Annotated in this window: 21 protein-coding genes, 1 pseudogene and 2 riboswitches; of the genes and pseudogenes, 11 read left to right on the top strand and 11 right to left on the bottom strand. The window is 35.2% G+C overall.

The features are described from left to right. The first annotated feature begins 38 nt into the window (after nt 1-38). On the top strand, nt 39-461 hold the full coding sequence (locus C1726_RS21435; protein ID WP_102275004.1) for a pyridoxamine 5'-phosphate oxidase family protein: 423 nt from the start codon (nt 39-41) through the stop codon (nt 459-461). A 52-nt stretch (nt 462-513) separates the two neighbouring features. Here the strand turns inward: C1726_RS21435 and C1726_RS21430 are convergent, their stop codons facing one another. From C1726_RS21430 to C1726_RS21410, 5 genes and pseudogenes are all read right to left on the bottom strand, one after another. Continuing rightward, entirely contained in the window at nt 514-1170 is a 657-nt protein-coding gene (locus C1726_RS21430) for a phospholipid phosphatase (protein ID WP_102275003.1), read from the bottom strand. 41 nt (nt 1171-1211) lie between these two features. Further along, nucleotides 1212-2177 (bottom strand): UV DNA damage repair endonuclease UvsE, encoded by a 966-nt coding sequence (gene uvsE / locus C1726_RS21425; protein WP_102275002.1) that lies wholly within the window; start codon nt 2175-2177, stop codon nt 1212-1214. Between the two features lie 22 nt (nt 2178-2199). After that, nucleotides 2200-3222 carry a DUF3231 family protein gene (locus tag C1726_RS21420; protein ID WP_102275001.1) on the bottom strand — a complete coding sequence of 341 codons (1023 nt, stop codon included), beginning with the start codon at nt 3220-3222 and terminating at the stop codon, nt 2200-2202. A 201-nt stretch (nt 3223-3423) separates the two neighbouring features. Continuing rightward, nucleotides 3424-4376, bottom strand: a pseudogene (uvsE, locus tag C1726_RS21415) (UV DNA damage repair endonuclease UvsE). Between the two features lie 121 nt (nt 4377-4497). Beyond that, on the bottom strand, nt 4498-5835 hold the full coding sequence (locus C1726_RS21410; RefSeq protein WP_102275000.1) for a TrkH family potassium uptake protein: 1338 nt from the start codon (nt 5833-5835) through the stop codon (nt 4498-4500). A 529-nt stretch (nt 5836-6364) separates the two neighbouring features. Beyond that, nucleotides 6365-6501, bottom strand: a riboswitch (cyclic di-AMP (ydaO/yuaA leader). Nucleotides 6502-6737: 236 nt separating this feature from the next. Here C1726_RS21410 and C1726_RS21405 point away from each other — a divergent pair. The 3 genes from C1726_RS21405 (at nt 6738) to C1726_RS21395 (ending at nt 8110) form a co-directional block, all read left to right on the top strand. Beyond that, complete coding sequence (locus tag C1726_RS21405; RefSeq protein ID WP_407642054.1) at nt 6738-7109, top strand: DUF2294 domain-containing protein; 372 nt, start codon at nt 6738-6740, stop codon at nt 7107-7109. 72 nt (nt 7110-7181) lie between these two features. Then, nucleotides 7182-7376: a hypothetical protein gene (locus tag C1726_RS21400; RefSeq protein WP_102274999.1), complete on the top strand. Its 195-nt coding sequence runs from the start codon at nt 7182-7184 to the stop codon at nt 7374-7376. Nucleotides 7377-7528: 152 nt separating this feature from the next. Then, on the top strand, nt 7529-8110 hold the full coding sequence (locus C1726_RS21395; RefSeq protein WP_102274998.1) for a VanZ family protein: 582 nt from the start codon (nt 7529-7531) through the stop codon (nt 8108-8110). 60 nt (nt 8111-8170) lie between these two features. On the opposite strand, the gene C1726_RS21390 is transcribed toward C1726_RS21395, so the two are convergent. The 4 genes from C1726_RS21390 to C1726_RS21375 form a co-directional block, all read right to left on the bottom strand. Next, nucleotides 8171-9403, bottom strand: coding sequence for a hypothetical protein (locus C1726_RS21390; protein ID WP_102274997.1), 1233 nt, complete (start codon nt 9401-9403; stop codon nt 8171-8173). Nucleotides 9404-9410: 7 nt separating this feature from the next. After that, nucleotides 9411-9692 (bottom strand): DUF1450 domain-containing protein, encoded by a 282-nt coding sequence (locus tag C1726_RS21385; protein WP_102274996.1) that lies wholly within the window; start codon nt 9690-9692, stop codon nt 9411-9413. A 234-nt stretch (nt 9693-9926) separates the two neighbouring features. After that, complete coding sequence (locus tag C1726_RS21380; RefSeq protein ID WP_102274995.1) at nt 9927-10241, bottom strand: YciI family protein; 315 nt, start codon at nt 10239-10241, stop codon at nt 9927-9929. A 179-nt stretch (nt 10242-10420) separates the two neighbouring features. Further along, nucleotides 10421-11899 (bottom strand): methyl-accepting chemotaxis protein, encoded by a 1479-nt coding sequence (locus tag C1726_RS21375; RefSeq protein WP_102274994.1) that lies wholly within the window; start codon nt 11897-11899, stop codon nt 10421-10423. Nucleotides 11900-12101: 202 nt separating this feature from the next. On the opposite strand from C1726_RS21375, the gene C1726_RS21370 reads away from it, so the two are divergent. From C1726_RS21370 to C1726_RS21340, 7 genes are all read left to right on the top strand, one after another. Continuing rightward, entirely contained in the window at nt 12102-12959 is an 858-nt protein-coding gene (locus C1726_RS21370; RefSeq protein ID WP_102274993.1) for an MBL fold metallo-hydrolase, read from the top strand. A gap of 122 nt (nt 12960-13081) precedes the next feature. Next, a riboswitch (cobalamin riboswitch) is annotated at nt 13082-13260 on the top strand. A 175-nt stretch (nt 13261-13435) separates the two neighbouring features. Then, on the top strand, nt 13436-15724 hold the full coding sequence (locus C1726_RS21365; protein ID WP_102274992.1) for a ribonucleoside-diphosphate reductase subunit alpha: 2289 nt from the start codon (nt 13436-13438) through the stop codon (nt 15722-15724). Nucleotides 15725-15746: 22 nt separating this feature from the next. Next, entirely contained in the window at nt 15747-16793 is a 1047-nt protein-coding gene (locus C1726_RS21360; RefSeq protein WP_102274991.1) for a ribonucleotide-diphosphate reductase subunit beta, read from the top strand. Beyond that, on the top strand, nt 16790-17251 hold the full coding sequence (locus C1726_RS21355) for a flavodoxin domain-containing protein (RefSeq protein ID WP_102274990.1): 462 nt from the start codon (nt 16790-16792) through the stop codon (nt 17249-17251). Before C1726_RS21360 ends, C1726_RS21355 begins: the two co-directional genes overlap by 4 nt. Before the next feature lie 140 nt (nt 17252-17391). Continuing rightward, nucleotides 17392-19059 carry a DUF6044 family protein gene (locus tag C1726_RS21350; RefSeq protein ID WP_407642078.1) on the top strand — a complete coding sequence of 556 codons (1668 nt, stop codon included), beginning with the start codon at nt 17392-17394 and terminating at the stop codon, nt 19057-19059. Nucleotides 19060-19077: 18 nt separating this feature from the next. Beyond that, nucleotides 19078-20115: a glycosyltransferase family 2 protein gene (locus C1726_RS21345; RefSeq protein ID WP_102274988.1), complete on the top strand. Its 1038-nt coding sequence runs from the start codon at nt 19078-19080 to the stop codon at nt 20113-20115. Next, nucleotides 20069-20503, top strand: a complete 435-nt coding sequence (locus C1726_RS21340) for a GtrA family protein (protein ID WP_102274987.1) — start codon at nt 20069-20071, stop codon at nt 20501-20503. Before C1726_RS21345 ends, C1726_RS21340 begins: the two co-directional genes overlap by 47 nt. A gap of 70 nt (nt 20504-20573) precedes the next feature. Here C1726_RS21340 and C1726_RS21335 read toward each other — a convergent pair whose 3' ends face one another. Continuing rightward, on the bottom strand, nt 20574-21365 hold the full coding sequence (locus C1726_RS21335; RefSeq protein WP_102274986.1) for a TraR/DksA C4-type zinc finger protein: 792 nt from the start codon (nt 21363-21365) through the stop codon (nt 20574-20576). A 150-nt stretch (nt 21366-21515) separates the two neighbouring features. Next, a complete protein-coding gene (locus tag C1726_RS21330) occupies nt 21516-22118 on the bottom strand; it encodes a uracil-DNA glycosylase (protein WP_102274985.1) in 603 nt (200 codons plus the stop codon). Nucleotides 22119-22174: the final 56 nt, after the last annotated feature.

Genomic DNA, 22174 nt, shown 5'->3' with positions numbered 1-22174 from the left:
GAATTTGAACCAAGGGAAGCAATAAAGGAGTAGGATGCATGAACCAAGAAGATTTAAAGGATCATATTGTTAAGATTATTTCTAACCAACGGACTGGGGTTCTTTCATCAGTTGAAAATAATAAACCTCATTCAAGATATATGACATTTTATAATGATGATTTGACCCTATTTACACCTACAAAAAAGGATACTGAAAAAATAGAAGAAATGAAGAAAAACCCTTCAGTTTCTATTCTCCTTGGATATGAAGGCAAAGGAATTGAAGATGCTTATGTTGAAATTTCTGGAAAAGCGATGATAAAAGACAGCCCAGAAGCCAAAACAAACTTATGGAATGACTCTTTTTCTACCTGGTTTAATGGACCTGAAGATCCCAATTATGTATTACTTCAAATACAGCCAGAAGTGATTCGGCTTTTAAACATTCATGGAGAACCGTCACAAAAACTGATTCTGTAAAGAGTCAAGGGACAGGGAAAAGTCCCCGTCCCTATCAATTATTTATTATTAACTATGCATTACTTTCCTGAAATCTCCATGTTGACATTAGAGTAATTATTAATATGAGTTCAAATCCATTTGTTAGTGCCTCACTTTTAATGGGCATTGGAATAATACTGCCAATTATCATAATAATCGTTCCGATAAAAAACCATCTCCACTTCAACTTTCGCCAAATTATAATTGAAACAACTAGTAAAAGGAGTGAAACAACAATCACCATTAGGGGGAAAATACTAGACTCATGGACATTTTCATATATTAGTACACCATATTTCCATTTTGAGATAAGTTCGAGTTTTGAAACGACTGTTGTTACCTCTAGAAAAATAAGGATAACGACAAGGATATATGCTCCAATTCTTACCCATCGTTTAGGAAACCATTTAATTCCAGTTTTTACTGCAACGTTCCATGCAAAAAGAACTAATAAAGGTGTAAAGATGGCATGCAGCCAATACCTAGCATAGTTTAATCCTTTAAGTATCTTCCCTTCACCTATGAATCCGCCTATTGCAACTATTGCATTATCATAAATTAAGGCAGCTATTACGATTAAAAGAACATTGGAGATGGAAAACGAAGTGCTTTTTTTCACAAGAAAAAATCCCCAACAGAGGATTCCAACGTATGAAATTGTAATAAAAGTATAAATAAAAATGTCCATTATATTACTCCTCAGCACTAATATAATACTCTAGGCATTTTTTATACTAACTTAAAACTTGATTGATCAATAATCTCGATATCTTTCCTTTGTTTTATTTCATCCATTAATCGAAAAAGTGCTTGATCTTTCATTTTCGCTTCAATCATACAATCAATTTGCGGAACCGACCTATTCACTGCTTTCAAAAAGTCAAAGAACATAGATATGTCAATATAATCAGCATGATGACGAAAGGATTCTGCAGATTTAGGGCTTGAGATATGCATTTTCAGTGGAAGTAGCGAGTATTTCCAAGTGTCCGCGACTCGCTCCCAATTTTCCTCCCAACTTGGATTTTGGTTAAAAGCTAGATGGTGATGATAGTCAAAAACAAGAGGAATCCCTAACTTTTCACATAAGTACAGGGTATCATCGAGGTTGAAGCTTGTATCATCATTTTCAAGCATGATCATTTGTTGTAATGTTTCTGGGACATCCATCCAATTTTCTATGAATCGCTCTAAGGATCGGTCAGTCTCTTTATAATTTCCGCCTACATGCATGACACAGCGATGAGCTGGATCGATGCCCATGCCTTTCAATAATAGATAGTGCATCTTTAATGTTTTTATTGAATTTTTTAAAACCTCCTCTTTAGGAGAATTAAGTATAACAAAATGATCTGGGTGAAAATCAATTCTCATCTGATGATTCTTAGAATAATCCCCAATTTCCTTTAATATCCCTTTAAGCGGCTTCATGTAATTCCAGTCATGCAATTCCTCATGGTTAGCCAACGGAATCAGCCGAGAGGTTAAGCGGTAAAAGTGAATAGCAGATGCTGCATTATGTTTGAGCAGCCTCAATGTATTTTCAAGGTTTGCTATTGATAGTCTTTCTAATTTACGAATAGCTGCTGTACGATCTTCTATTTTTTGAAATTGAGCAAAGGTCATTGTTTTCGACGGTGATGCATTCTTTACTTCCATGCTCATTGCCACATAGCCTAGCCTTACAATCGTCATTTTCCACGTCCTTCGTTAAAAACTACTTATATTTTTCTTTATTCTTTGTGAGTTTTTCTTTATCCAATGTCTCAGGAGGCTGTTCCATCCATTTATTTTTTATCATAATATCTGCACCATCCTTTGCATATAAAGCAACTTCAAGAGATAATCTCTCATAATTCAATATTAAATCCGTTCGTTGGCTTGCTGCAGCTGAAGTTGCATAATTCCCCGTTCCTGCAGCACTCAATAATGCCATATGATACATTACAAGCTTATCTGAAAAAGGGGGGATTGTTGAATCTGTAATAGACACATCTGCAGAAACAGGTGCTTGTATATCATTACTTATCAGAGCATCAGCAAATATTTTCATGTGCTTTTGTGAAATATCTCTTCCCCTTAACATCCATTTTTGAATCGTTTTATTCGCAGAAGTTTGCGCAAAACTAAGAGAAAGCTTACTTCCGATTTGATTCGTTAACCCATTCATATATAAATGCGCAATTTCAACCGCATTCAATGACCGTTGTTTACTGAAAATAGAGTACCCACTTAAATATTTCTTACTGTCTACATAATCAGTTTTAGTCGGATAAGGAATATAGGGTGCTCTTATAAACAACCCTTTAGATAGTAAAACATCCGTACTATTGTCAAATAAATCAGATATTTCTCGAAGCCCTTCCATGAAATATGTTTTTAAATCTTTTCTGGCGCACATTGAAACAAACCCACCATACGCAAGCAAACCAACCTTTGCCATATGAGCTATGTATGAAAGCATAAAAGGGTCCGTATATAAGCGTGGCGCATGTAAATTTACATCGCTGTCAGTAAACCCAGTTGGCAGTGGTAGGTCTTCCTCCTTATATAGTATGTTCAACTTCTCTAAATGAGCAGATGAGAGATTATACGCTGATTGTATAATAGGACGAATATCCTCATCATCTACAACATTAAGAAAATAACCCATCACGCATTTAGACATACTATCATTCATGTAAGCAGTCCAAATACAAGCAATTTCAGAAGAAGTCAATTGGGGAAGATGGACAGTCATAAATGGATTCCCTCCAAATAATACTTTCTTAAAAATATTATTGCCAAAATGCATATATTTATGACTCAGGGGGATATTGTAATAGAAATTCAGAAGTATTGTCTTCAATCTTAGTCTCGTGATAATCGATTACAATCATTAAAAAAGAAGTTGTAATTTCTTACATACAAAGGGACAGTTCATACTGTCCCTTTGTCCTGTTTACCATTCTATAGTAGAACTTGTTAATCGTTTAACTCCACGTATAGAGACAATTTCTTCTACAAGCCTTTGCATGGCAATATTTTTTTGTTTTGCCTCTATCATAATATCAAGATCAGTATTAACTTCCCTTGCCATTTTCAAAAAAGGCAAGACAAAATCTAATGAGACAAAATCTGCATGAGATCGATAAGCCTTCTCTGTCTTTGGAGATGAAAGATGAACTTTGGTATAAGCCCTGAAGCGTCCCATGTATCAAAAATTCGCTGCAAGTACTGTGTAAGGTCATGTTCTCCTTTATTAGCCATGTAATGATGATAATCAAGAATCATTGGCATCCTTTCTTTTTCACATGTTTGGAGTGTTTCCTCCACATTAAATGTCTTATCATCATTTTCTAGTGTTGTTACTTTCTTAATATGTGCAGGCAGGTTTTTTATATTTTGATGGAACCGTCCTAATGCCGTTTCTTTATCCCCATATGCTCCGCCAATATGAATATTAATGATCGCATGATCGGTAATTCCCATGGCTTCGAGCATCATATAATGATATCGCATATCTTTAATTGAATTCACAGTTACTTCTTGCCGTGGACTTGTAAATAGTGTAAATTGGTTCGGATGAAAGCTTGGTCGCAACTTTTGACTTTTTACAATATGTCCGAGTTCTTCCCATTCTGCTTTAAACGGTGTAATAAAGTCCCACATTACTTCTGGATGAGTGGCTAATGGAACAAGGGAACTTGAGAACCGATACAATTTTATTTCATGTGCAAAGTTATAATAAAGTATTCTCTTTGTATGGTGTAGATTATGTGAAGTTACTTCTCTTAACCTATCCATCCGTTCATTTTTAGGAAGTACTGAATAGCGGGTAAATGTTAATGACTTAGAAGGACTCGCATCCCATAAACCTAAGGCGTTTGCCACATACCCAAAACGAATCTTCATTGAAGTCTCCTTTCCCACTAAAAATACATAGTTCCCATATGGAAACGAATAAATGTGAACAGGTTTGTTTTCTCCATAATATCCACTTAGACAATTAGTTTTATTCCATATTCCCAGCAAATTACCCTATCATTATTTTCCCCTCTGGATAATGAAATGCGTCTCGTTTTCGTCTCATAGTTATTGCAAGGGCAATGGTCAGCGGACCCACTCTTCCGGCAAACATAGTTAGAATAATTATGATTCTCCCCATCAAAGATAGTTCAGGAGTTAATCCCATTGACAGTCCAACCGTTCCAAACGCTGAAGTAGCTTCAAAGAGATACATGATAAAATGATGTCCCCTATCTGTTATGGATAGGATCATGGTCACAACAACGACAATAAATAATCCAATTACGGTAACAGTAAGTGCCTTTAGTATTGTCTCCATTACAATTTTCCTTCTGAATAATACAACATCTTCTTTTCCTCTGATTTGAGTCCAAACCGCAGCAGCTAAGACTGCTAAAGTTGTTATTTTTATCCCCCCAGCGGTTGAACCTGAACCGGCACCAATAAACATCAGGATGATTGTCAGAAATAAAGTCGAATGGGTTAAATCCCCTATCGGCAACGTATTAGCGCCAGCTGTTCTTGGTGTTACCGCCTGAAACAAAGATCCCAATACCTTTCCTTGAATAGACAGCGGTTCTATTGTTTTAACATTTCCAAATTCAAATAGAAAAATAAAAATAGCTGCTCCAATCGTTAGCATCAATGTTGTATAAATAACAACCTTTGAATGTAAGGCTAATCGGCGTGTCTCCCTATATTCATACAAATCATTCATTACAATGAACCCTAATCCACCAAGTGTAATCAGTGCACTAATTGTTAGGACAACTGTCGGATCGCCTACATAAGAAGTTAAACTCTGAAAGTTACCCATTAAATCAAAGCCAGCATTATTAAAATTGGATATCGCATGAAAGAAACCATAATATATCGCTTTTCCCATAGGCATATCAAAAGAAAAACGAATGGACAGAATGATTCCACCGGCTATCTCAATAACAGCTGTAAAAATCAAAATTCTCTTCACTAACCTTACAACACCTGCAATGGAAAGGTGGTTTACAGCTTCTTTCAAAAGTAATCTATCTTTCAAAGAAATCCTTTTTCCAAGAAGAAGAAATAAAAAAGTGGCAAATGACATAAATCCTAAGCCGCCAATTTGAATAAGAGATAGTATCACCAATTCGCCAAACATTGTAAAGGTATCACCCGTATCTACAACTACAAGCCCTGTTACACAAGTTGCTGAAGTGGCGGTAAATAGAGCGTTTATGAAGGATAGACCCTTCCCATTTTCTGTTGCAATAGGGAGTGTCAATAGTATCGTGCCTATTAGAATGACTACAGCAAAGCCCAAAACAAGAAATTTTGGAGGATCAAGTTTGAATGGATGCTTTTTCATTGTTATCTCCTGACTAATCTGACCTAGATTAATATAATAAAAGAACACAAAAAGACCATGAGAACTTTTCTCCGAAATATAGCTTGCAAAATTCATCTTAGCCATTAACGCCAAAAAACACGCTCATGACTGGTACTTGATAAATCATGCAAAACAATATTTTTATTAAGAGAAAGTAATCATGGTCTACTTAACGCCCAGCAAGTCTTAAGACTCTCTTTGCGTTCTGTCTTCCAAGAAACTTTATTATTGTCCTAAAAATTATGCAATCCGATGTTGTTGCGGATAACTTTGTGACAAGTTGATCTGCTTTCGGCTCCAGCGCCTATCCCCTCGAGGTCACAAATCAATCCTCCCAGTAAGGTAATGAACACCTTTCCAAGATGCTTGCCTTGTACTTGTCGAGGGTGATCAAGGCGCTATTCGCATTTGTTCATCATAGGCATACTAAAAAGACCTACGTATCTTTCAGGCTGCTCTCTTGCTTTCAAACAAAACAAAAAAGCCCCCTTAATTAAGGTGGTCTTATGACCTCCTTCGCTTTAGCCGACGAAGTTAGCTGACGGGTAGGATGGCGAAAGAGTTTCTCATCCCTTCTGCTTGCAGAATTAACCCCCGAAAAATGGGTCCTCCGTTCTCAAAATTGAGATTTGGCCGATATAAAATTTATATTTATGGAAGTATTCTACGCTAGCTGCAAATCTTTGTAAACCCCCTTTTTTGTTAAAGAAGTGTCCTATTTATTCATTGGATTAATTTCAGTTGATAGTACTGTACAAACCAACCTAGCTAATTATTCCTTTATTATCCGAAAATGTAATCAACTTAATTTTATCTTGACAAGAACGAAGCAAGGACATTATGATAAATTCCATGAAATCCAGAAGACCAATGGAGGCATTATGCTAAATTCAAAAAAGAAATTAGAAGCTGAAATAAGTGCAGCATTTATTAAATTCCAGCGTAATCTAATCGGCAGAGGACCACAGGAAGCTAAAACTTATATTATCAATGATATGCTAATTATCCGTTTTAAAGGGGTTCTTACTGTTGAAGAAAAACATCTTGTCAACAATACTTCTGGAAAAAAACTCGTGAAACAAATGCGGTCTCTTCTCCGTGAAATGTACAGTGAAGATTATGAAAGTATCATAGAAGAGCACACTGGCTGCAAGGTTCTCTCCTCTCATAGCGATATTAGTACGAAAACTGGAGAAAGAATCGAAGTGTTTATCATGGATAAAGACTTAGAGAAAAGTTTAGATATCAGCTAACACCTATAGATTAAAAAATTTTTATCTTCATAGAATTGGCGGTATTTTATATTTTACAAAAGGCGGGAAAACATGAGGAAATCCTCTTGTAGATTTATTGTTAATGCTGTCGGAAAAGGCGGACAAACTTATTTAACCCATTGTCAGGACAAACATGAACTAAAAAAATGGTTAGCCGAGCATCAGGACGATCTATTATTGAATGAGTTAAAAATTATTGATAGGAAAATGCATCCATTATTAAAGTTATTTTTTAGAAAGATATAGTTATTGTAATGTATTAAAATTGTTATACCTGTCAAAACACCTTTGTATTGAAAGTGTTTTGACAGGTTTTCATTTTCTAGCACATCATTATACATACAGTTATTCAAAATAAACTATAGTTCAAGGTTTTCCATATTCTAGGGAGTGTATGAATGAAAAAATTAATTTTTCTCTCATTAGTATTATCCTTCATCCTTTTTCTTTTATTTTGCCCATTTTTCATTCAATTAGTTTCCTACCTCCATTCGATTGTATTGATTGTGGTAGTTTTCTGTCATTTTATATTTATACTATTTATTCTTCTGCTCATCTATAAGAAGACTATCTATATCCGTCATTCACTTTTCTTATGGATCTATATTTTGTATACAATTGCTCTATTGGTATTATTATTTTTCCGGCCAAATAATCAAACCTATGAATCGATTAATCTTATTCCCTTTTCCACTATCCATTATTATCTTACTGGGAACGTGGAATGGATTGTCTCTTTTTATAATTTGGCAGCAAATATTGGATTGTTTATCCCTTATGGCATCTTGCTGCTTACGAAAAACTACTCTGTCCTCAAGCTCTTATTGATTCCTATTCTATTCATTTCATTTATAGAAATTCTGCAATTTATCACCCATCGCGGCAGTTTAGATATTGATGATCTTATTCTAAATGTGTTTGGAATTTTAATTGGTTATTTACTTTATCCTTCATTTAAGAGAGTATTCCAGCTCTATTGAACAGCAAAAACCCGTTCGCTTCTATTCATTGCGAACGGGCTTATTTTTTCTAATATTCAACTAATGATTTACTAAGCGTTTATTATTATTCTGAAAAAAAGAAAGCCAAAGAATGAGAATCCCCGTTAATAGTAAAATACTTGCTATTAACAGTCCTCCTGTATCAAATGCTAATCTAGGGAAATCAAACCATTGAAGCAGTCCTTGACCAAACAGCAGAAATTTATTTAGAAGGAATCCTGCAAAAAATATTGAAAACCCAAGAATGGATAACCATTTAGAGGTAATTACATTCATCATCTGGTATTGGGTAATTATAAAAATACTAACAAAGCCTAATAATGTAAAATGTAAATAACCAATTACTATACTTCTCGTATCATAGATTAAATTTGCTAACGCAGGCGAAATTAATCCTAACTCCATTGTACTTTTAAAAAACAATAAGATAAATGTTATGTAAAGACAAATCATAGTAAATTTCGAAAAATGACGGGCAAGTTCTCTCCAAATTGCTTTAAAGGCAAGCAGGGTAAAGATGACTCCAATCCATTGTCCAATACTCCCAATAGCTGCAAGGATCATACTGAGTACACCTAAATCCACCCATAAAATACTAGAAAAATAACTTGGGAATAGGGATATAATATAGAACCAAAATCCGTACCTAATAAAAGAGCTGCGAATTAAAATATTTTTCGAATGAACAAGAATAATAAACATACCGACTAAGAATAAGTATAGCCAGCCATTGTATTGAAAATGCAAATAAAAATAAATCGCAATATCAAATAAAATTGAATCCTTCATCCCATTTGCAGAAATATACCCAAGTGAAAAAGGACCGAATGATGAAATAACCAATGCCAATATAGAGGCTTTAATAAAAAGCTGCCCCGGCTTTGGCACATTATTCTCCATCTTAAGTTGCCGCATAATAAACACCGCTGCCCAATATTCTAAAAAAATATGAATACTAGACATAATGATTGAGAAGACACCATATCCCTGGTATAAGAAAGCTGCAAACATCAATAAAGATGTAATAAATAACATAAAAGTCAGTGCGATTGCCTGCTTTCGCTGCTTAATCGTATGCCAATATACTGATAAGAAAATAATAAATCCACCCAAAAATGCCCATCCTAATATAGCTAAATGAGAATGTCCATGTAATACGTTGGTATATGGTATTGATGCATTTGGTTGAAAGGGAGCAAATCGCATCCATACTCCAGACAATGCAGTTAGAGTGAAAAAGAAAAAAGTATAGTGGACAAAAGCTTTCGGCATCCCTTACTCACTCCTTGCAGCTATCACTAGCCATTTGTTTTAACTTTTCCAATAATTCATTTGAATTCTCCGCTGCAATGAATTCACCATTTACAATTGCATAAGGGGATTTCTTACAAAACTCACATTTGCTTTGACAGCTATATTCTTTAAATTGAATATGATTCTGATTCAGGAATTGATGATAATTAGGACTTGCTTCATCAGTTAGAAAGCGATCCAGATTTTTTTCACAAAAATCAATTTGTATTTTTTTTTGTTTTGAAAATAATTTAGAAAATACACTCATAACATTTCACATTCCTTATTCAATCTTCCACTACAATAAAAAAAAGTACCACTATTACTATATCCCTAATTTTATTTGGCAATCAAATAATTCGATTTCGAAAAACTAATTAATATAGAATAGTACTTAATAGATTCACAAAAAGTTCAGAATTACAGGCTATATTAAAAACAAGCACCATCCAAATTGGATCGTGCATGTGTACAAAAATATAAAAGAGTTAGTAAGGTTTAATTATCCCATGCCAAGATGATTGTTATCCTCATTTGAAACCTCCAATCTCCTTATTTCATAGCTTTCTAATCCAGAGCTAACAAACGGATCTGATTCAGCAACTCTCCTTGCTTCATCCATAGATTCTGCTTTAATAATTACCATTCCTCCTTTATAGTCAAGAAATGGTCCGCATAAAACTAACTGACCTTTTTCCTCAAGATTCCTTAAGAATGACACATGTTCACGTATAATTGGTTCCGATAGTTTTTCCCCATGTTTCATAGATAATAGGATTACATAGAGAACACGATCATTATAGCTGCTATCCCTCATTTGAATTTCTCCTTCTCATTTTTTTACTTTTTCAAACTCTCTCTTTCCCCATTATAAATGGGACAGCCGCCTATTTACCGCAATATTCCAACATTTTTCCGACACATACATGCTACTGCAAAAAAAAGAGCAAAATTGGCTACTTACCAATTTCACTCTTCTCACTCAGTAGTACTTCCCTAATTAAAGGATTTCTTAATATTTTCTGCACTCTCTGCTGTTTGTTGGATATATTCTGCAATTAATCGATTATCTGCAGTTATTGTTTCAATTGATGCACTTACTTGCTGCATGCTAGCAGTTGCTTCCTCAATAATTGCCGCAAAATCATTTGTTGATGATTCTACGCTTTCACTATTCCTTCCTACCTCTTTAGAAAGAGCCTCAAATTCCTGAAATTTTTTGTTAACTTTTTTCAGCATCAAATTAAGTTCTGAAAACTTCTCGTCCACTTCTTTAGAGGACTCAACACTTTGGTTCAAATTCACACTGCTTGCCTGCATATTTCCTTGTGCCAATTCATTTGTTTTGTTAACTGCTATGAGATTCTCAGTAATTTTGATTGTTATCTCTTTCGTTGTATCAGCTAAATTTCTTATTTCTTCAGCTACAACTGAGAATCCTTTTCCTGCTTCACCTGCTCTGGCAGCTTCAATTGAAGCGTTTAATGCCAGTAAATTCGTTTGCTCTGTAATCTGCTGAATTTGATGGGCAAACTGATTGGTTTCTTCAATTTTCTGAGTTAATGTTATAAAATTTTCATTAAGCTCGCTAATAACAGTTTGTAAATTATCCATCTCATTTATTAGATGCTTCGCCTTCGCTTGACCTTCTTCCGCAGCAATACTAGATTGAACAGATTCTTCAATAAGTTCCCTAGTTGACTGATTCATTTCATTCAAAACGATTAAATTATTATGCGCATTATTGGCAATACCAGAGATTTGCTCACTTTGGATTTGGCTTCCTGCAGAAACTTCACTAATAGCAATTCTCATTTCATCCTGCGAAGCGACACTGAATTGAATTTTTTCATTAACCTTGCTTAAACTTTCTGCAATAGTAAACAGCTCTTGTTCAAGCTTCACTTTTTGTTCTTCCTTCGCCCTTGAGTTTGCTTCTTCTTGATCCATATATTCTTGAAGCTTTTTATATTGCTTATCATTTAAATGAATCAATACTACTAATAGTACACTTGATAACAAATAAACCATCATAAATGCTGCAAATTCTTCTTTAATATAGGCATAGGATTCAGAAGGGAATAAGCAATTATAAACAAGAATAATTAAACCAAAACCGAAACCCCATCCAAAAAGCCCCTTTTTAAATTGTACAGCAGAAAAGATAGTAAAAAAGAAAACACTGATAATGCCAGATAAACTGCCTCCTATCACATAAGTAGAAATAAGCGTACATACGTTCATTCCAATAACTATAATATAAGGAAAGATAAACTCTTTTTTATTCTTATTTGTAACAAAAAAAGCAATTGGATAAACAATTAATTGAATAATATAAAGGATGCTTGTTATTGAAGTTGGATCTAATGCCAAAACCCCCACTAGTCCGATAATCGTAGATATTAAATAAACAGTTAGCATTAGTTTGTTTTTACTTTTCAAATCGATTAATTTTAATTGCTCAATGGCATTCATTTTGTTCCCCCGCTAGAATAATAATTACTTTTTAATATTATCGGCTTTGTTTAGCGTTTTTCGATATATATCATTAAAGTAATAAATTTTTTTTCAAGAGACCAGTTTATATACAATAGAATGAATAAAAAAACTTTTCGCTTAAATACTAAATAACAGATATCACAAATGAATGTAAGGAATCTAAAGGAGGATACAGCCATTGGATAATGAAATGAATTATGGAAGTGATTATAAGTTCATTCCCGCTACTTCCATCGGAAGCGGGATCAGTATTCAAGTACTGCCTGATTTATTATGTCACACAATTCAAATTGTAAATATTAATTTAGTCGGAGACCCACAAACAAATGATTTTGTTTTAGTTGATGCCGGAATGCCTAATTCTGCAAATGAAATCATCGAAGTAACTGAAAAGCATTTCGGTACAAATAGTCGCCCTAAAGCCCTTATCTTAACACACGGTCATTTTGATCATGTTGGTTCCATTATTGAATTGATTGAGCATTGGGAGGTGCCTGTTTATGCACATGAATTAGAACTGCCCTTTCTAACTGGACAAATGAGTTATCCCGAGCCAGATCCAACTGTTGAGGGAGGAATGGTAGCAAAAATGTCACCAATGTTTCCAATTGAGCCAATAGATTTAGGAAGAAATATAGAAAAATTGCCTTCTGATGGCTCTGTCCCGTCAATGCCTGGTTTTCGCTGGATTCATACACCCGGACATTCACCTGGGCATATTTCATTATTTAGAGAAAAAGACAGAGCCTTGATTACAGGTGATGCATTTGTTACGGTTAAACAAGATTCACTTTATAAAGTATTAACACAAGAACAAGAATTAAATGGCCCACCAAGATATCTTACAACGGACTGGAAAACCTCTAAAGAATCCGTCATTAAACTAGCAGCTTTAAAACCAACAGTTGCAGTGACTGGCCATGGTTTACCAATGAGTGGTGAATTATTATTGGAAAGTCTAGAAAAGTTAGTTCGTGACTTTGATAAAATTGCTGTTCCTGACTACGGGAAGTATATTGATAAAAATCTGCACTGATCATTAACTTCCCCTCTTATTTATGCAAATGGCTAAAAGGGTTGTTTAAATTTACTGTTTAGCTTATAATCATAAAAGTACAAAATATAGTATTGGATTCTTAACGATACTACAATATACAGTGATAAACCTGTAAATATGGTGTCTGTAAAGACTTAATAGGGAATCTGGTGTAAATCCAGAGCTGTTCCCGCAACTGTAAGTGCTGACGAAATAAGTAAACCACTGTCCATTAGGATGGGAAGGACTTAAAGTAGGCTAAAGCACGAGTCAGGAGACCTGCCATATTTATTACGTGTTATCTTCTTCGGGAGCTGGGAAGATACAACGAGGGTATTTTGATAGACTATTTTTCTTTTGTCTATGATCATATCAACGTTTGTTAAACCCATCCTCTTTTTAGAGTGATGGGTTTTTATTTTCCCCCCTTTTTTCCAAAAGTTGAAAACAAATGAACTGAAAGGGGAATAATTTTTATGAAAACAATGATTCATTCAGAAGTAGATTCTATTTTGGAGGCTATAGAAAAAACCTCAAAAAAGTACAATATCGATGTTAAGGAACTAAAAAAAAGGTTAAATGAAAAGGATATCCCCCCTCCCGAAATAAATGAACTGGCACTGCACTATTCCTTGAACAAAATATCAATGGATCAGCCAAATTGGACCTTTCTCGCTGCCCAATTTTATTTAAATGAACTTTATGCAAAGGCAGCAGCAAACAGAGGGTATAACAAGGAGCAAAAGTATGGAGATTTCTATGAATTGATTAAAATACTAACGAACATAGGAATCTATTCAAGTGATTTACTAGATTTATATACACGAAATGAATTTATTGAAATTGGGAATGAAATCGATTCTGATAAAGATCATTTGTTTAATTATGTTGGCTTGTTCCTGCTCGCCGATCGCTATCTAGCCAAGGATTATGAAAAGAGCATCTACGAATTGCCTCAGGAGCGATTCATGATCATCGCAATGACCTTAATGAAGCATGAATGCCCATCCAAGCGGCTTTCGCTTGTAAAGGAAGCCTACTGGGCATTAAGCAATCTTTATATGACGGTAGCCACCCCTACTTTAGCAAATGCAGGCAAAAGCTATGGCCAGCTCTCCTCCTGCTTTATTGACACAGTAGAAGATTCTTTGGACAGTATCTATTTAAATAATTGGGATATTGCCAGATTAAGCAAAGATGGCGGTGGAATTGGTGTTTATTATGGGAAGGTTCGTGCCTTAGGTTCTGATATTAAGAGATTTAAAGGGAATTCCTCAGGTGTCATTCCATGGATTAGACTAATTAACGACACTGCTGTAAGTGTTGATCAATTAGGACAAAGACAGGGTGCTGTCGCTATTTATCTAGATATTTTCCATAAAGATATTATGAACGGTTTCTTAGACTTAAAGACGAATAATGGGGATGAACGCCGTAAAGCCCATGATCTCTTTACAGGTGTCTCAATTCCCGATTTATTTATGAAAAGATTAGAAGAAGTTGATGAAACAGGACGAAGTATTGGGGAATGGCATACATTCTGCCCTCATCAAGTAAAGCAAGTAATGGGCTGGAAGGATGAACATGGAACTCCATTAGGACTTGAAGATTTCTACGATGAGGCAGATAACCTATATTTCACCCAAAAGTATGAAGAAGCGGTTAATCATCCTCTTCTTCCAAGGAAAACATACCGTGCAATGGATATCATGGCTCGAATCATGGTTTCACAATTAGAATCCGGTACTCCTTATATGTTTTATAGAGATGAGGTAAATCGCCAAAATCCAAATAAACATGTGAAAGGAAGAGGACGCACTTCTATTTATTGCAGTAATCTCTGTACTGAAATTATGCAAAATATGTCTGCAACCGTGATTCAAAAGGAATATCAAGATGAGGATGGCAATATTGTCATCGTTAGAAAACCTGGGGATTTTGTCGTTTGTAATTTATCCTCTATCCATCTTCCTAATGCAGTCAGATCGAATGTGTTGGAACGACTCATCCGAATCCAAATGCGCATGCTCGATAATACCATTGATATTAATCATATCTCAGTTGGACAAGCCAAACGGACAAATGAGAAGTATCGTGCGATTGGATTAGGCACCTTCGGATGGCATCATCTGCTTGCACTCAAGAAAGTTTATTGGGAATCCGACGAAGCTGTTGAATATGCCAATGAATTATATGAAGAAATTAGCTTCCACACGATTCATGCTTCAATGGAACTTGCTAAAGAAAAAGGTTCATATCAAATGTTTTCTGGATCCGAATGGCAAACAGGAGAATATTTTACACGAAAAAACTATACATCCTCTCGCTGGGTTAAGCTTCAAGAGGATATCCAAACGTATGGGGTTCGAAATGGCTGGATGCTTGCAGTAGCTCCAAATTCTTCTACAGCTAAGATCGGTGGTTCCACTGATGGAATTGATCCTATATATGCCATTGAGTATGCGGAAGAAAAGAAAAACTTTAAATTTAAGGTGACTGCCCCTGATTTAGATCACCATACGTACAATTATTACCGGCGTGTCCGCCATGAACTAAGCCAACTATGGAGTATTAAGCAAAATGCAGCACGTCAACGTCATATTGATCAATCAATTAGCTTTAATTTTTATGTTCGCCACGATATTAAAGCACGTGAATTGCTGCAGCTTCATCTGGAAGCATGGAAGCACAGATTAAAAACAACATATTATGTACGCAGTACTTCACAAACAGAAATTGATGAGTGTGAAGCATGTCATAGCTAAACTAAATCGAGGAGGAATTCTTATGAACATCAATAAAACCCTTTCTAAAATAAAGCTCCTTAACCCAGAGTTTCCTAATAAATCAACACGAATCATTAACGGTCGTGCTTCTGGAATTTTAAATTGGAACGACATTAAATATCCGCAAATGTACCGCATGTACCAAACATTATTATCAAATTTTTGGAAGGCACAAGAAATTAATATGCAAGATGATATTAAACAATGGGAATTGCTGAGTCCCATTGAACAAGATGTATTCCTAAGGATCAATACACAGCTGGCTTCGCTCGATAGCTTACAAACCCCAACGATGTCTCAAGTAATGGATTATGTAACTGATCCAAGCTTTAAAGCTATTTTTGCTGTCATTTCACAGCAGGAAGCGGTTCATAATGAATCGTATTCCTATATTTTAAGCTCACTTGTACCATTAAGTGAACAGAATGCCCGCTTTGATCAAGCAAAGGATGATCCGATCGTACGAAAACGTAATCAGCTTATATTAGATGCATATGAAAATTTCCGAAACGATCCTACTCCTCAACATTTATTCGAGCTATGCATTAATTCGATCAATCTTGAAGGTATTTACTTTTACGCGGGCTTTGCCTTTTTCTATCACTTAGCACGTCAGCAAAAAATGCTAAAAACAAGCACAATGATCAGCTATATTCAACGAGATGAAATGCAGCATGCATACTTTATTGCTCAATTTGTTCGGATACTTTTAACAGAAAATCCTGAGTTAAATACAGAAAGAAATACGCAATTTGTTTATGATACCATCCACAAAGCAACTCAGCTTGAGAAAGAGTGGGCGCATTATATTTTGAAGGACATTAATGGCATTGACCTAGATGAATTTGAGGGCTATGTAGAGTATTTAGCAAACAAACGGTTTCGCCAACTAGGACTTGATAATCTTTATGAGGATCGAGAAAATCCAATGCCGTGGATCCATGTTTTTAGTGATGAAATGATGAATGAAACAAAGTCGGATTTCTTTGAACAAAAGTCACGTACTTATACGAAAGTCTCCCAAGACAATGGCTTTGATGAGCTATGAGAATCGGCATTGTTTACACATCTTTATCCGGTAATACTGAAGAACTGGCACAAATACTTCATGAACTGTTTGTTGAACTGGAATATAGGCCTCAATTAATAAATATAGCTGACTTCCCTCTTCATGAGTTAGCTGAATACGATGCGATGGCAATCGGCACGTATACATGGGGAGATGGAGACATCCCCCTAGAAATGAAGCCTATTTATAATAAGTTTAAAGGTTTAAAAGATAAGAAAATGGTAACAGCCATTTTTGGTACGGGTGACCGATTTTACCCTCGTTACTGTGGAGCTGTTGATGCGTTTAAAAATGTATTAAAAACAAATACGAATTTAGCTGTAACCTTAAAGATTGAATTATTGCCGCAAAAACAAGACTTATCCAAGTGTAAAAAATTTGTTGAACTTTTTGCTAATCGGATTCAATCAAGCTTGCATTTAGACACCGTTAAATGACGGTGTTTTTTTAATTTGACCATTTTTAATAAAGATTTACTAATCATAGGAATATTATTCATACGATAGAGCAACCTTAAATCGAGTTCATTATTAAGAGAATTGTATTTTGAGGTGCGTAAAGATTGCTATCAAAAAGGATTAATAAAAAAGAGCAAATACTGATTATCTTGTCATTACTTGCATTAACCATCTTCGTTTCCCCCCTATTCATATTAGGAGACAATGCTCACATACGCGTTCATGATAATTTGGATTCCAATCTTGCATGGTATAAAGTTCTTGCTGAAAGCGGACAAATTACTGGACCAGCTAACGCAATTATTCCTCAAATTATTAACGGAAACTTGTCACGGAATGCATTTGGTACTGAATATAGCCTTATTGTCTGGCTCTATGCACTATTTCCGACAATGATTGCCTACGCAATAAGTCAGACAATAACAAGATTTACGGCCTTTTTTGGCATGTATTTACTATTGAAAACACACTTCCTTAAAGATCAGGAATGGTTGATCATTAATTTTGGCACCGCATTAGCTTTTGCATTCACCCCGTTTTGGCCTTCAGGGATGCTAAGTACACTCGGTATGCCACTCGCATTATGGGCTTTTTTGAATATACGAAATGGAGAAAGATCGTGGAAAAACTATCTCGTTTTATCAGTTCTTCCATTCTATTCAAGTATTGTACTTGGGTTTTTCTTTTTTCTTAGTGCAATGGGGATATTTTGGCTTTCTGACTTGATTCGAGGAAAAGGCTGGAATTTTCGCTTTCTTTTATCAATCGTTTATATGACAGTCATGTTTTTACTAGTTGAATACCGGCTTGTATATTCTCTATTATTTGATGATGATCCAAACAGCCGTGATGAATATTTTCATGCTAGATTATCAATTGCGCACGTTATCCGTCTTACTTTTAAAAATTTTGTTTATGGGCACCATCATGCTGCAACCGTACATACTTTTGTCATATTGCCAGTTATGCTTATTTCTTTTGCCATTATATTAATAAAGAATAGGTGGAAAAAGGAAAAAACATTTGTATTTTTATTTTTGCTGAACATCGTTTTATCTGCTTGGTATGCATTCTGGTTTTACAAAGGGTGGCTTCCGCTTACTCAGCGCTTTCACTTTCTGGATACTTTCAACTTTGCTAGGTATCACTTTTTAAGGCCACTTATTGTCTATTTGTTATTTGCGATGTCATTAAGAATTATCTGTTCTATTTCGAAAAAACGAAATAGTATCGGGCTTATCCTTGTCATTGCCCAGCTTTTAGTTGTTTCATTGACTAATGAAGAAATATTGTTTCATGATAAACCTAATGTTAAACAGTTTTATGCTGAAGAACAATTCAGCAATATTAAGGATTATATCGGCATTCCTCAAGAGGAATATCGGGTGGCAAGTATCGGCATTCACCCTGCAATCGCACAGTATAATGGGTTCTACACGCTTGATACGTATAATAACTTTTATCCTTTAAGCTATAAATATCAGTTCAGAAAAATAATTGAAAAAGAACTTGCAAAGAACAAAACGATTCGGACATACTTTGATGAATGGGGCGGCCGCTGTTATATCTTTACGGCTGAACTTGGGAAGCATTATATGTTTAAGAAAAAGACAAAAAAGCGGCTGAAAAATCTAGAACTTAATATAGAGCCATTTAAAGAAATGGGGGGAAGATATATATTTTCAGCAGTTCCAATTGATAATGCTTTAGAAAATAGCCTAATGCTAGAAAAAACGTTTGAATCAAAAAGCTCTGTCTGGAAAATCTACCTTTATAAAGCATTATAGAGGATAGGAGAATGCCAAATGGAAAATCCAATACTTACAATCATCGTTCCCTGTTATAACGAAGAGGATGTTCTTCCAGAAACCATTTTGCAGCTAAGTCGTTTCCTTAAAGATCAAAAGGAAGAAGGGCTCGTTTCATATAAAAGTAAAATTTTATTTGTGGATGATGGCAGTAAGGATGAAACTTGGAAGATTATTTACAAAAAAAGCTTACATGATGAGAATATCCGTGGACTAAAGCTTTCAAGAAATGTTGGGCATCAGAACGCCCTTCTTGCAGGTTTAACAGCTGCTAGAGAAGCATCTGATTGTGTCATTTCCATTGACGCAGATCTTCAGGACGATATAACTGTCATTCGGGAATTTATCCTAAAATTTAAGGAAGGCTATGAAATTGTTTATGGCGTTAGGAGAAAACGAGATAGCGATACTTTTTTCAAAAGAAGCACTGCACAAGGCTTTTACAAGCTAATGAAAAAAATGGGTGTAAATCTTGTTTATAACCACGCTGATTTCCGTTTAATGAGCAAACGTGCGTTAAATGAGCTCCGGCATTTTGAAGAAGTTAATTTGTTTCTGAGAGGCATTATCCCCCTTATCGGCTTTAAGTCAACAAATGTGTACTACGACCGAAAGGAACGGCTGGCCGGAGAGACAAAATATCCATTAAAAAAAATGATCGCCTTCTCATTTGAAGGAATAACCTCTTTCTCTGTTACGCCCATTCGTTTCGTTCTGCTGGCTGGTGTTTTATCATTCTTTATTAGTCTTTTATTCGGAGCTTATTTTCTAGGTTTAAAGTTTTTTGGGCAAACAGAAATAGGATGGACATCCTTAATTATTTCCATATGGCTTATTGGCGGACTTCAACTTATTGCTATTGGACTTGTAGGAGAATATATTGGGAAAATTTACAAAGAATCCAAGAGAAGACCAAAATATATCATCGACATTGATACTTTTAATATGCCAATGCCCCGCCATCTTATAAATGATGGAGGGGATGAAAATGAGTTCTATCGCACTGATCTTGGAAAGCTGTCTGAAACGAACTAATTCCTTTACCCGTTTTTTAATCGTGGGGATAATTAATACAATGACAGGTCTTAGTACAATGTTTTTTCTTTTAAATGCGGCAGAACTTTCCTATTGGTTATCTACTTTTTTGGGAAATAGTGTTGGGGCGATTGTCAGTTATAGTTTAAATCGGACTTTTACTTTTCATAGTAAAGCCACTCTCAAAAAAAGTGTCCCCCGCTTCATCACTGTCATTCTTTTTTGTTACTTTTTTTCTTATGCTGTAAGTGATATGGCAGCAAGTATGATTAAAGATCAATTCCCCCTTAAAATGGTAACAGCCGAAAATTTAGCTGTTTTAGTCGGTACTGCAATCTATATGATCATGAATTACTGTGGGCAAAAGCTTTATGTTTTTAATAAATGAATAGACAAAAAAGGACGATATCTCTAAGAGATCGTCCTTTAAAACAGAAATAATATTTAACAGCTTCTAATTAATTATCTTTGTGATCCCTATTCCTTTCCCTTTCAAGATATTCAGCAGTATATGGATCTTTTTCATAGGCTGGTAAATCCCCGTACGAAGTCATAATATCTTCTTCATCTAATCTATCCTCTAGCTGTTCATGCTGAGCATTTGGGTAAACGGTAATATTCTTTCCTTCAATATCAACACCAACGAAATTTTCGAAATCCTCGACATATCCCACATTTTCCCCTGAATCGGTATATATTTCATTGTAATCGTCAGGCGGATCTGACATATCTGAAGGAGATTCGCTTGTTCCCCATTTTGCTACTTCTTGCCATGAATCCTCAGCATCAAAGGCAACATTTTCATCTCCGTCCTCATCCTTGAAAAACTTTTTAAATGGAGGTCCGATAATCTCCTCTTCAACTGGGCGTTTATGAGATGTGCGTTGATCCTGTGAATGTTCTATACAGAAAGTGGTTGTCGGTAAAGCATCCAATCGTTCAATTGGGATATCCTTCGAACAAACTTCACATTTTCCATAGGTCGCATTTTTAATTGCCATTAATGCTTTGTCAATATTCTTCAATTCATCTTCTAAATGCTCATTTAAGGCAATATCTTTTTCTCTTTCAAATAACTCAGTTCCAGCATCCCCCGGGTGGTTGTCATAATTTGAAAGTTCGCCCATGGATTCCTTCCAAAATGATTCATTTAAACCAAAGTGGTCATTTTGCTTGAACCTATTTTGAATATCCTGCTTTAAATGGATTAATTTTTGCTTAAACTGGGATAATTCCTGATTTGAAAGCATACTTAAACAGTCCCTTCATTTACTCTTAACCAATAAGTATAAGCTTCCCTTGTTTTGAAACTCTTATAACATAATCTTCTATGTTCCTTACCTATGCTTATTACAATTACTCTCATAAAACCAAAATTATCAATGTATAATTTATTACCTTTATTCCTTTTGCTCAATTAATACATTCGTTTTTATCAATTCATATTGGTCAGCAACGATTTTCCAATCACTAAAAAATAGAGACCAAAGGTTGGGACGTCGTCTTACTGCAAGCGGATGATAAGCAACAGCTGTTTTATAACCTTGAATATCATACCAAGACCCACGCATTGTCTTCACATCAGCTTCTGCATTTTGAAAGAAGGATTGAACAGCAACATTGCCTAAGCAAAGGATGAGTTTTGGTTTTTTGACAGAAATTTGTTCATATAAATGATTCATACAGATTTGCCGTGTCTGATTCTTGTCATATGCACGGACAGGTCTTCGTTTCAGAATATATGTAATGTATAAGTCTTCTTTTCTTAACCCAACATCGCTTGCTGCCCTCTGTAAAGTTTGCCGGGTCCCACAAACAATTGAATTCCCGTCACGATCTTCAAGTGCTCCTGGGTTATCGAGAATAATCATAATTGGGGCAGTAGGATTTCCTTCACCCCAAACCATACGTGATCCATGTTTATAAAGACCGCATTCTAGGCAATTTTTATAATCGTCTGGTGTTGACTCCTCGAACCATCTTTCTGGACAAAAATCTGACATCATTTTCATCTCCTCAGAAGGCTAGTATATTCCCCCTTATTTTTGCCCTTCTCACC

The sequence above is a fragment of the Cytobacillus massiliigabonensis genome (genome assembly GCF_900199725.1).
Classification (GTDB): Bacteria; Bacillota; Bacilli; order Bacillales; family Cytobacillaceae; genus Cytobacillus; species Cytobacillus massiliigabonensis.
Note: the sequence above shows the minus strand (reverse complement) of the source record. Positions and strands in the feature narration are given on the sequence as shown.

Coding starts and splice junctions, on each gene's coding strand:
- uvsE (WP_102275002.1), bottom strand. CDS start 2,177: ATGACGATTGTAAGGCTAGGCTATGTGGCAATGAGCATGGAAGTAAAG.
- C1726_RS21355 (WP_102274990.1), top strand. CDS start 16,790: ATGAGAATCGGCATTGTTTACACATCTTTATCCGGTAATACTGAAGAA.
- C1726_RS21345 (WP_102274988.1), top strand. CDS start 19,078: ATGGAAAATCCAATACTTACAATCATCGTTCCCTGTTATAACGAAGAG.
- C1726_RS21360 (WP_102274991.1), top strand. CDS start 15,747: ATGAACATCAATAAAACCCTTTCTAAAATAAAGCTCCTTAACCCAGAG.
- C1726_RS21400 (WP_102274999.1), top strand. CDS start 7,182: ATGAGGAAATCCTCTTGTAGATTTATTGTTAATGCTGTCGGAAAAGGC.
- C1726_RS21365 (WP_102274992.1), top strand. CDS start 13,436: ATGAAAACAATGATTCATTCAGAAGTAGATTCTATTTTGGAGGCTATA.
- C1726_RS21435 (WP_102275004.1), top strand. CDS start 39: ATGAACCAAGAAGATTTAAAGGATCATATTGTTAAGATTATTTCTAAC.
- C1726_RS21330 (WP_102274985.1), bottom strand. CDS start 22,118: ATGTCAGATTTTTGTCCAGAAAGATGGTTCGAGGAGTCAACACCAGAC.
- C1726_RS21375 (WP_102274994.1), bottom strand. CDS start 11,899: ATGAATGCCATTGAGCAATTAAAATTAATCGATTTGAAAAGTAAAAAC.
- C1726_RS21405 (WP_407642054.1), top strand. CDS start 6,738: ATGCTAAATTCAAAAAAGAAATTAGAAGCTGAAATAAGTGCAGCATTT.
- C1726_RS21385 (WP_102274996.1), bottom strand. CDS start 9,692: ATGAGTGTATTTTCTAAATTATTTTCAAAACAAAAAAAAATACAAATT.
- C1726_RS21410 (WP_102275000.1), bottom strand. CDS start 5,835: ATGAAAAAGCATCCATTCAAACTTGATCCTCCAAAATTTCTTGTTTTG.
- C1726_RS21380 (WP_102274995.1), bottom strand. CDS start 10,241: ATGAGGGATAGCAGCTATAATGATCGTGTTCTCTATGTAATCCTATTA.
- C1726_RS21335 (WP_102274986.1), bottom strand. CDS start 21,365: ATGCTTTCAAATCAGGAATTATCCCAGTTTAAGCAAAAATTAATCCAT.
- C1726_RS21420 (WP_102275001.1), bottom strand. CDS start 3,222: ATGACTGTCCATCTTCCCCAATTGACTTCTTCTGAAATTGCTTGTATT.
- C1726_RS21430 (WP_102275003.1), bottom strand. CDS start 1,170: ATGGACATTTTTATTTATACTTTTATTACAATTTCATACGTTGGAATC.
- C1726_RS21395 (WP_102274998.1), top strand. CDS start 7,529: ATGAAAAAATTAATTTTTCTCTCATTAGTATTATCCTTCATCCTTTTT.
- C1726_RS21340 (WP_102274987.1), top strand. CDS start 20,069: ATGAGTTCTATCGCACTGATCTTGGAAAGCTGTCTGAAACGAACTAAT.
- C1726_RS21390 (WP_102274997.1), bottom strand. CDS start 9,403: ATGCCGAAAGCTTTTGTCCACTATACTTTTTTCTTTTTCACTCTAACT.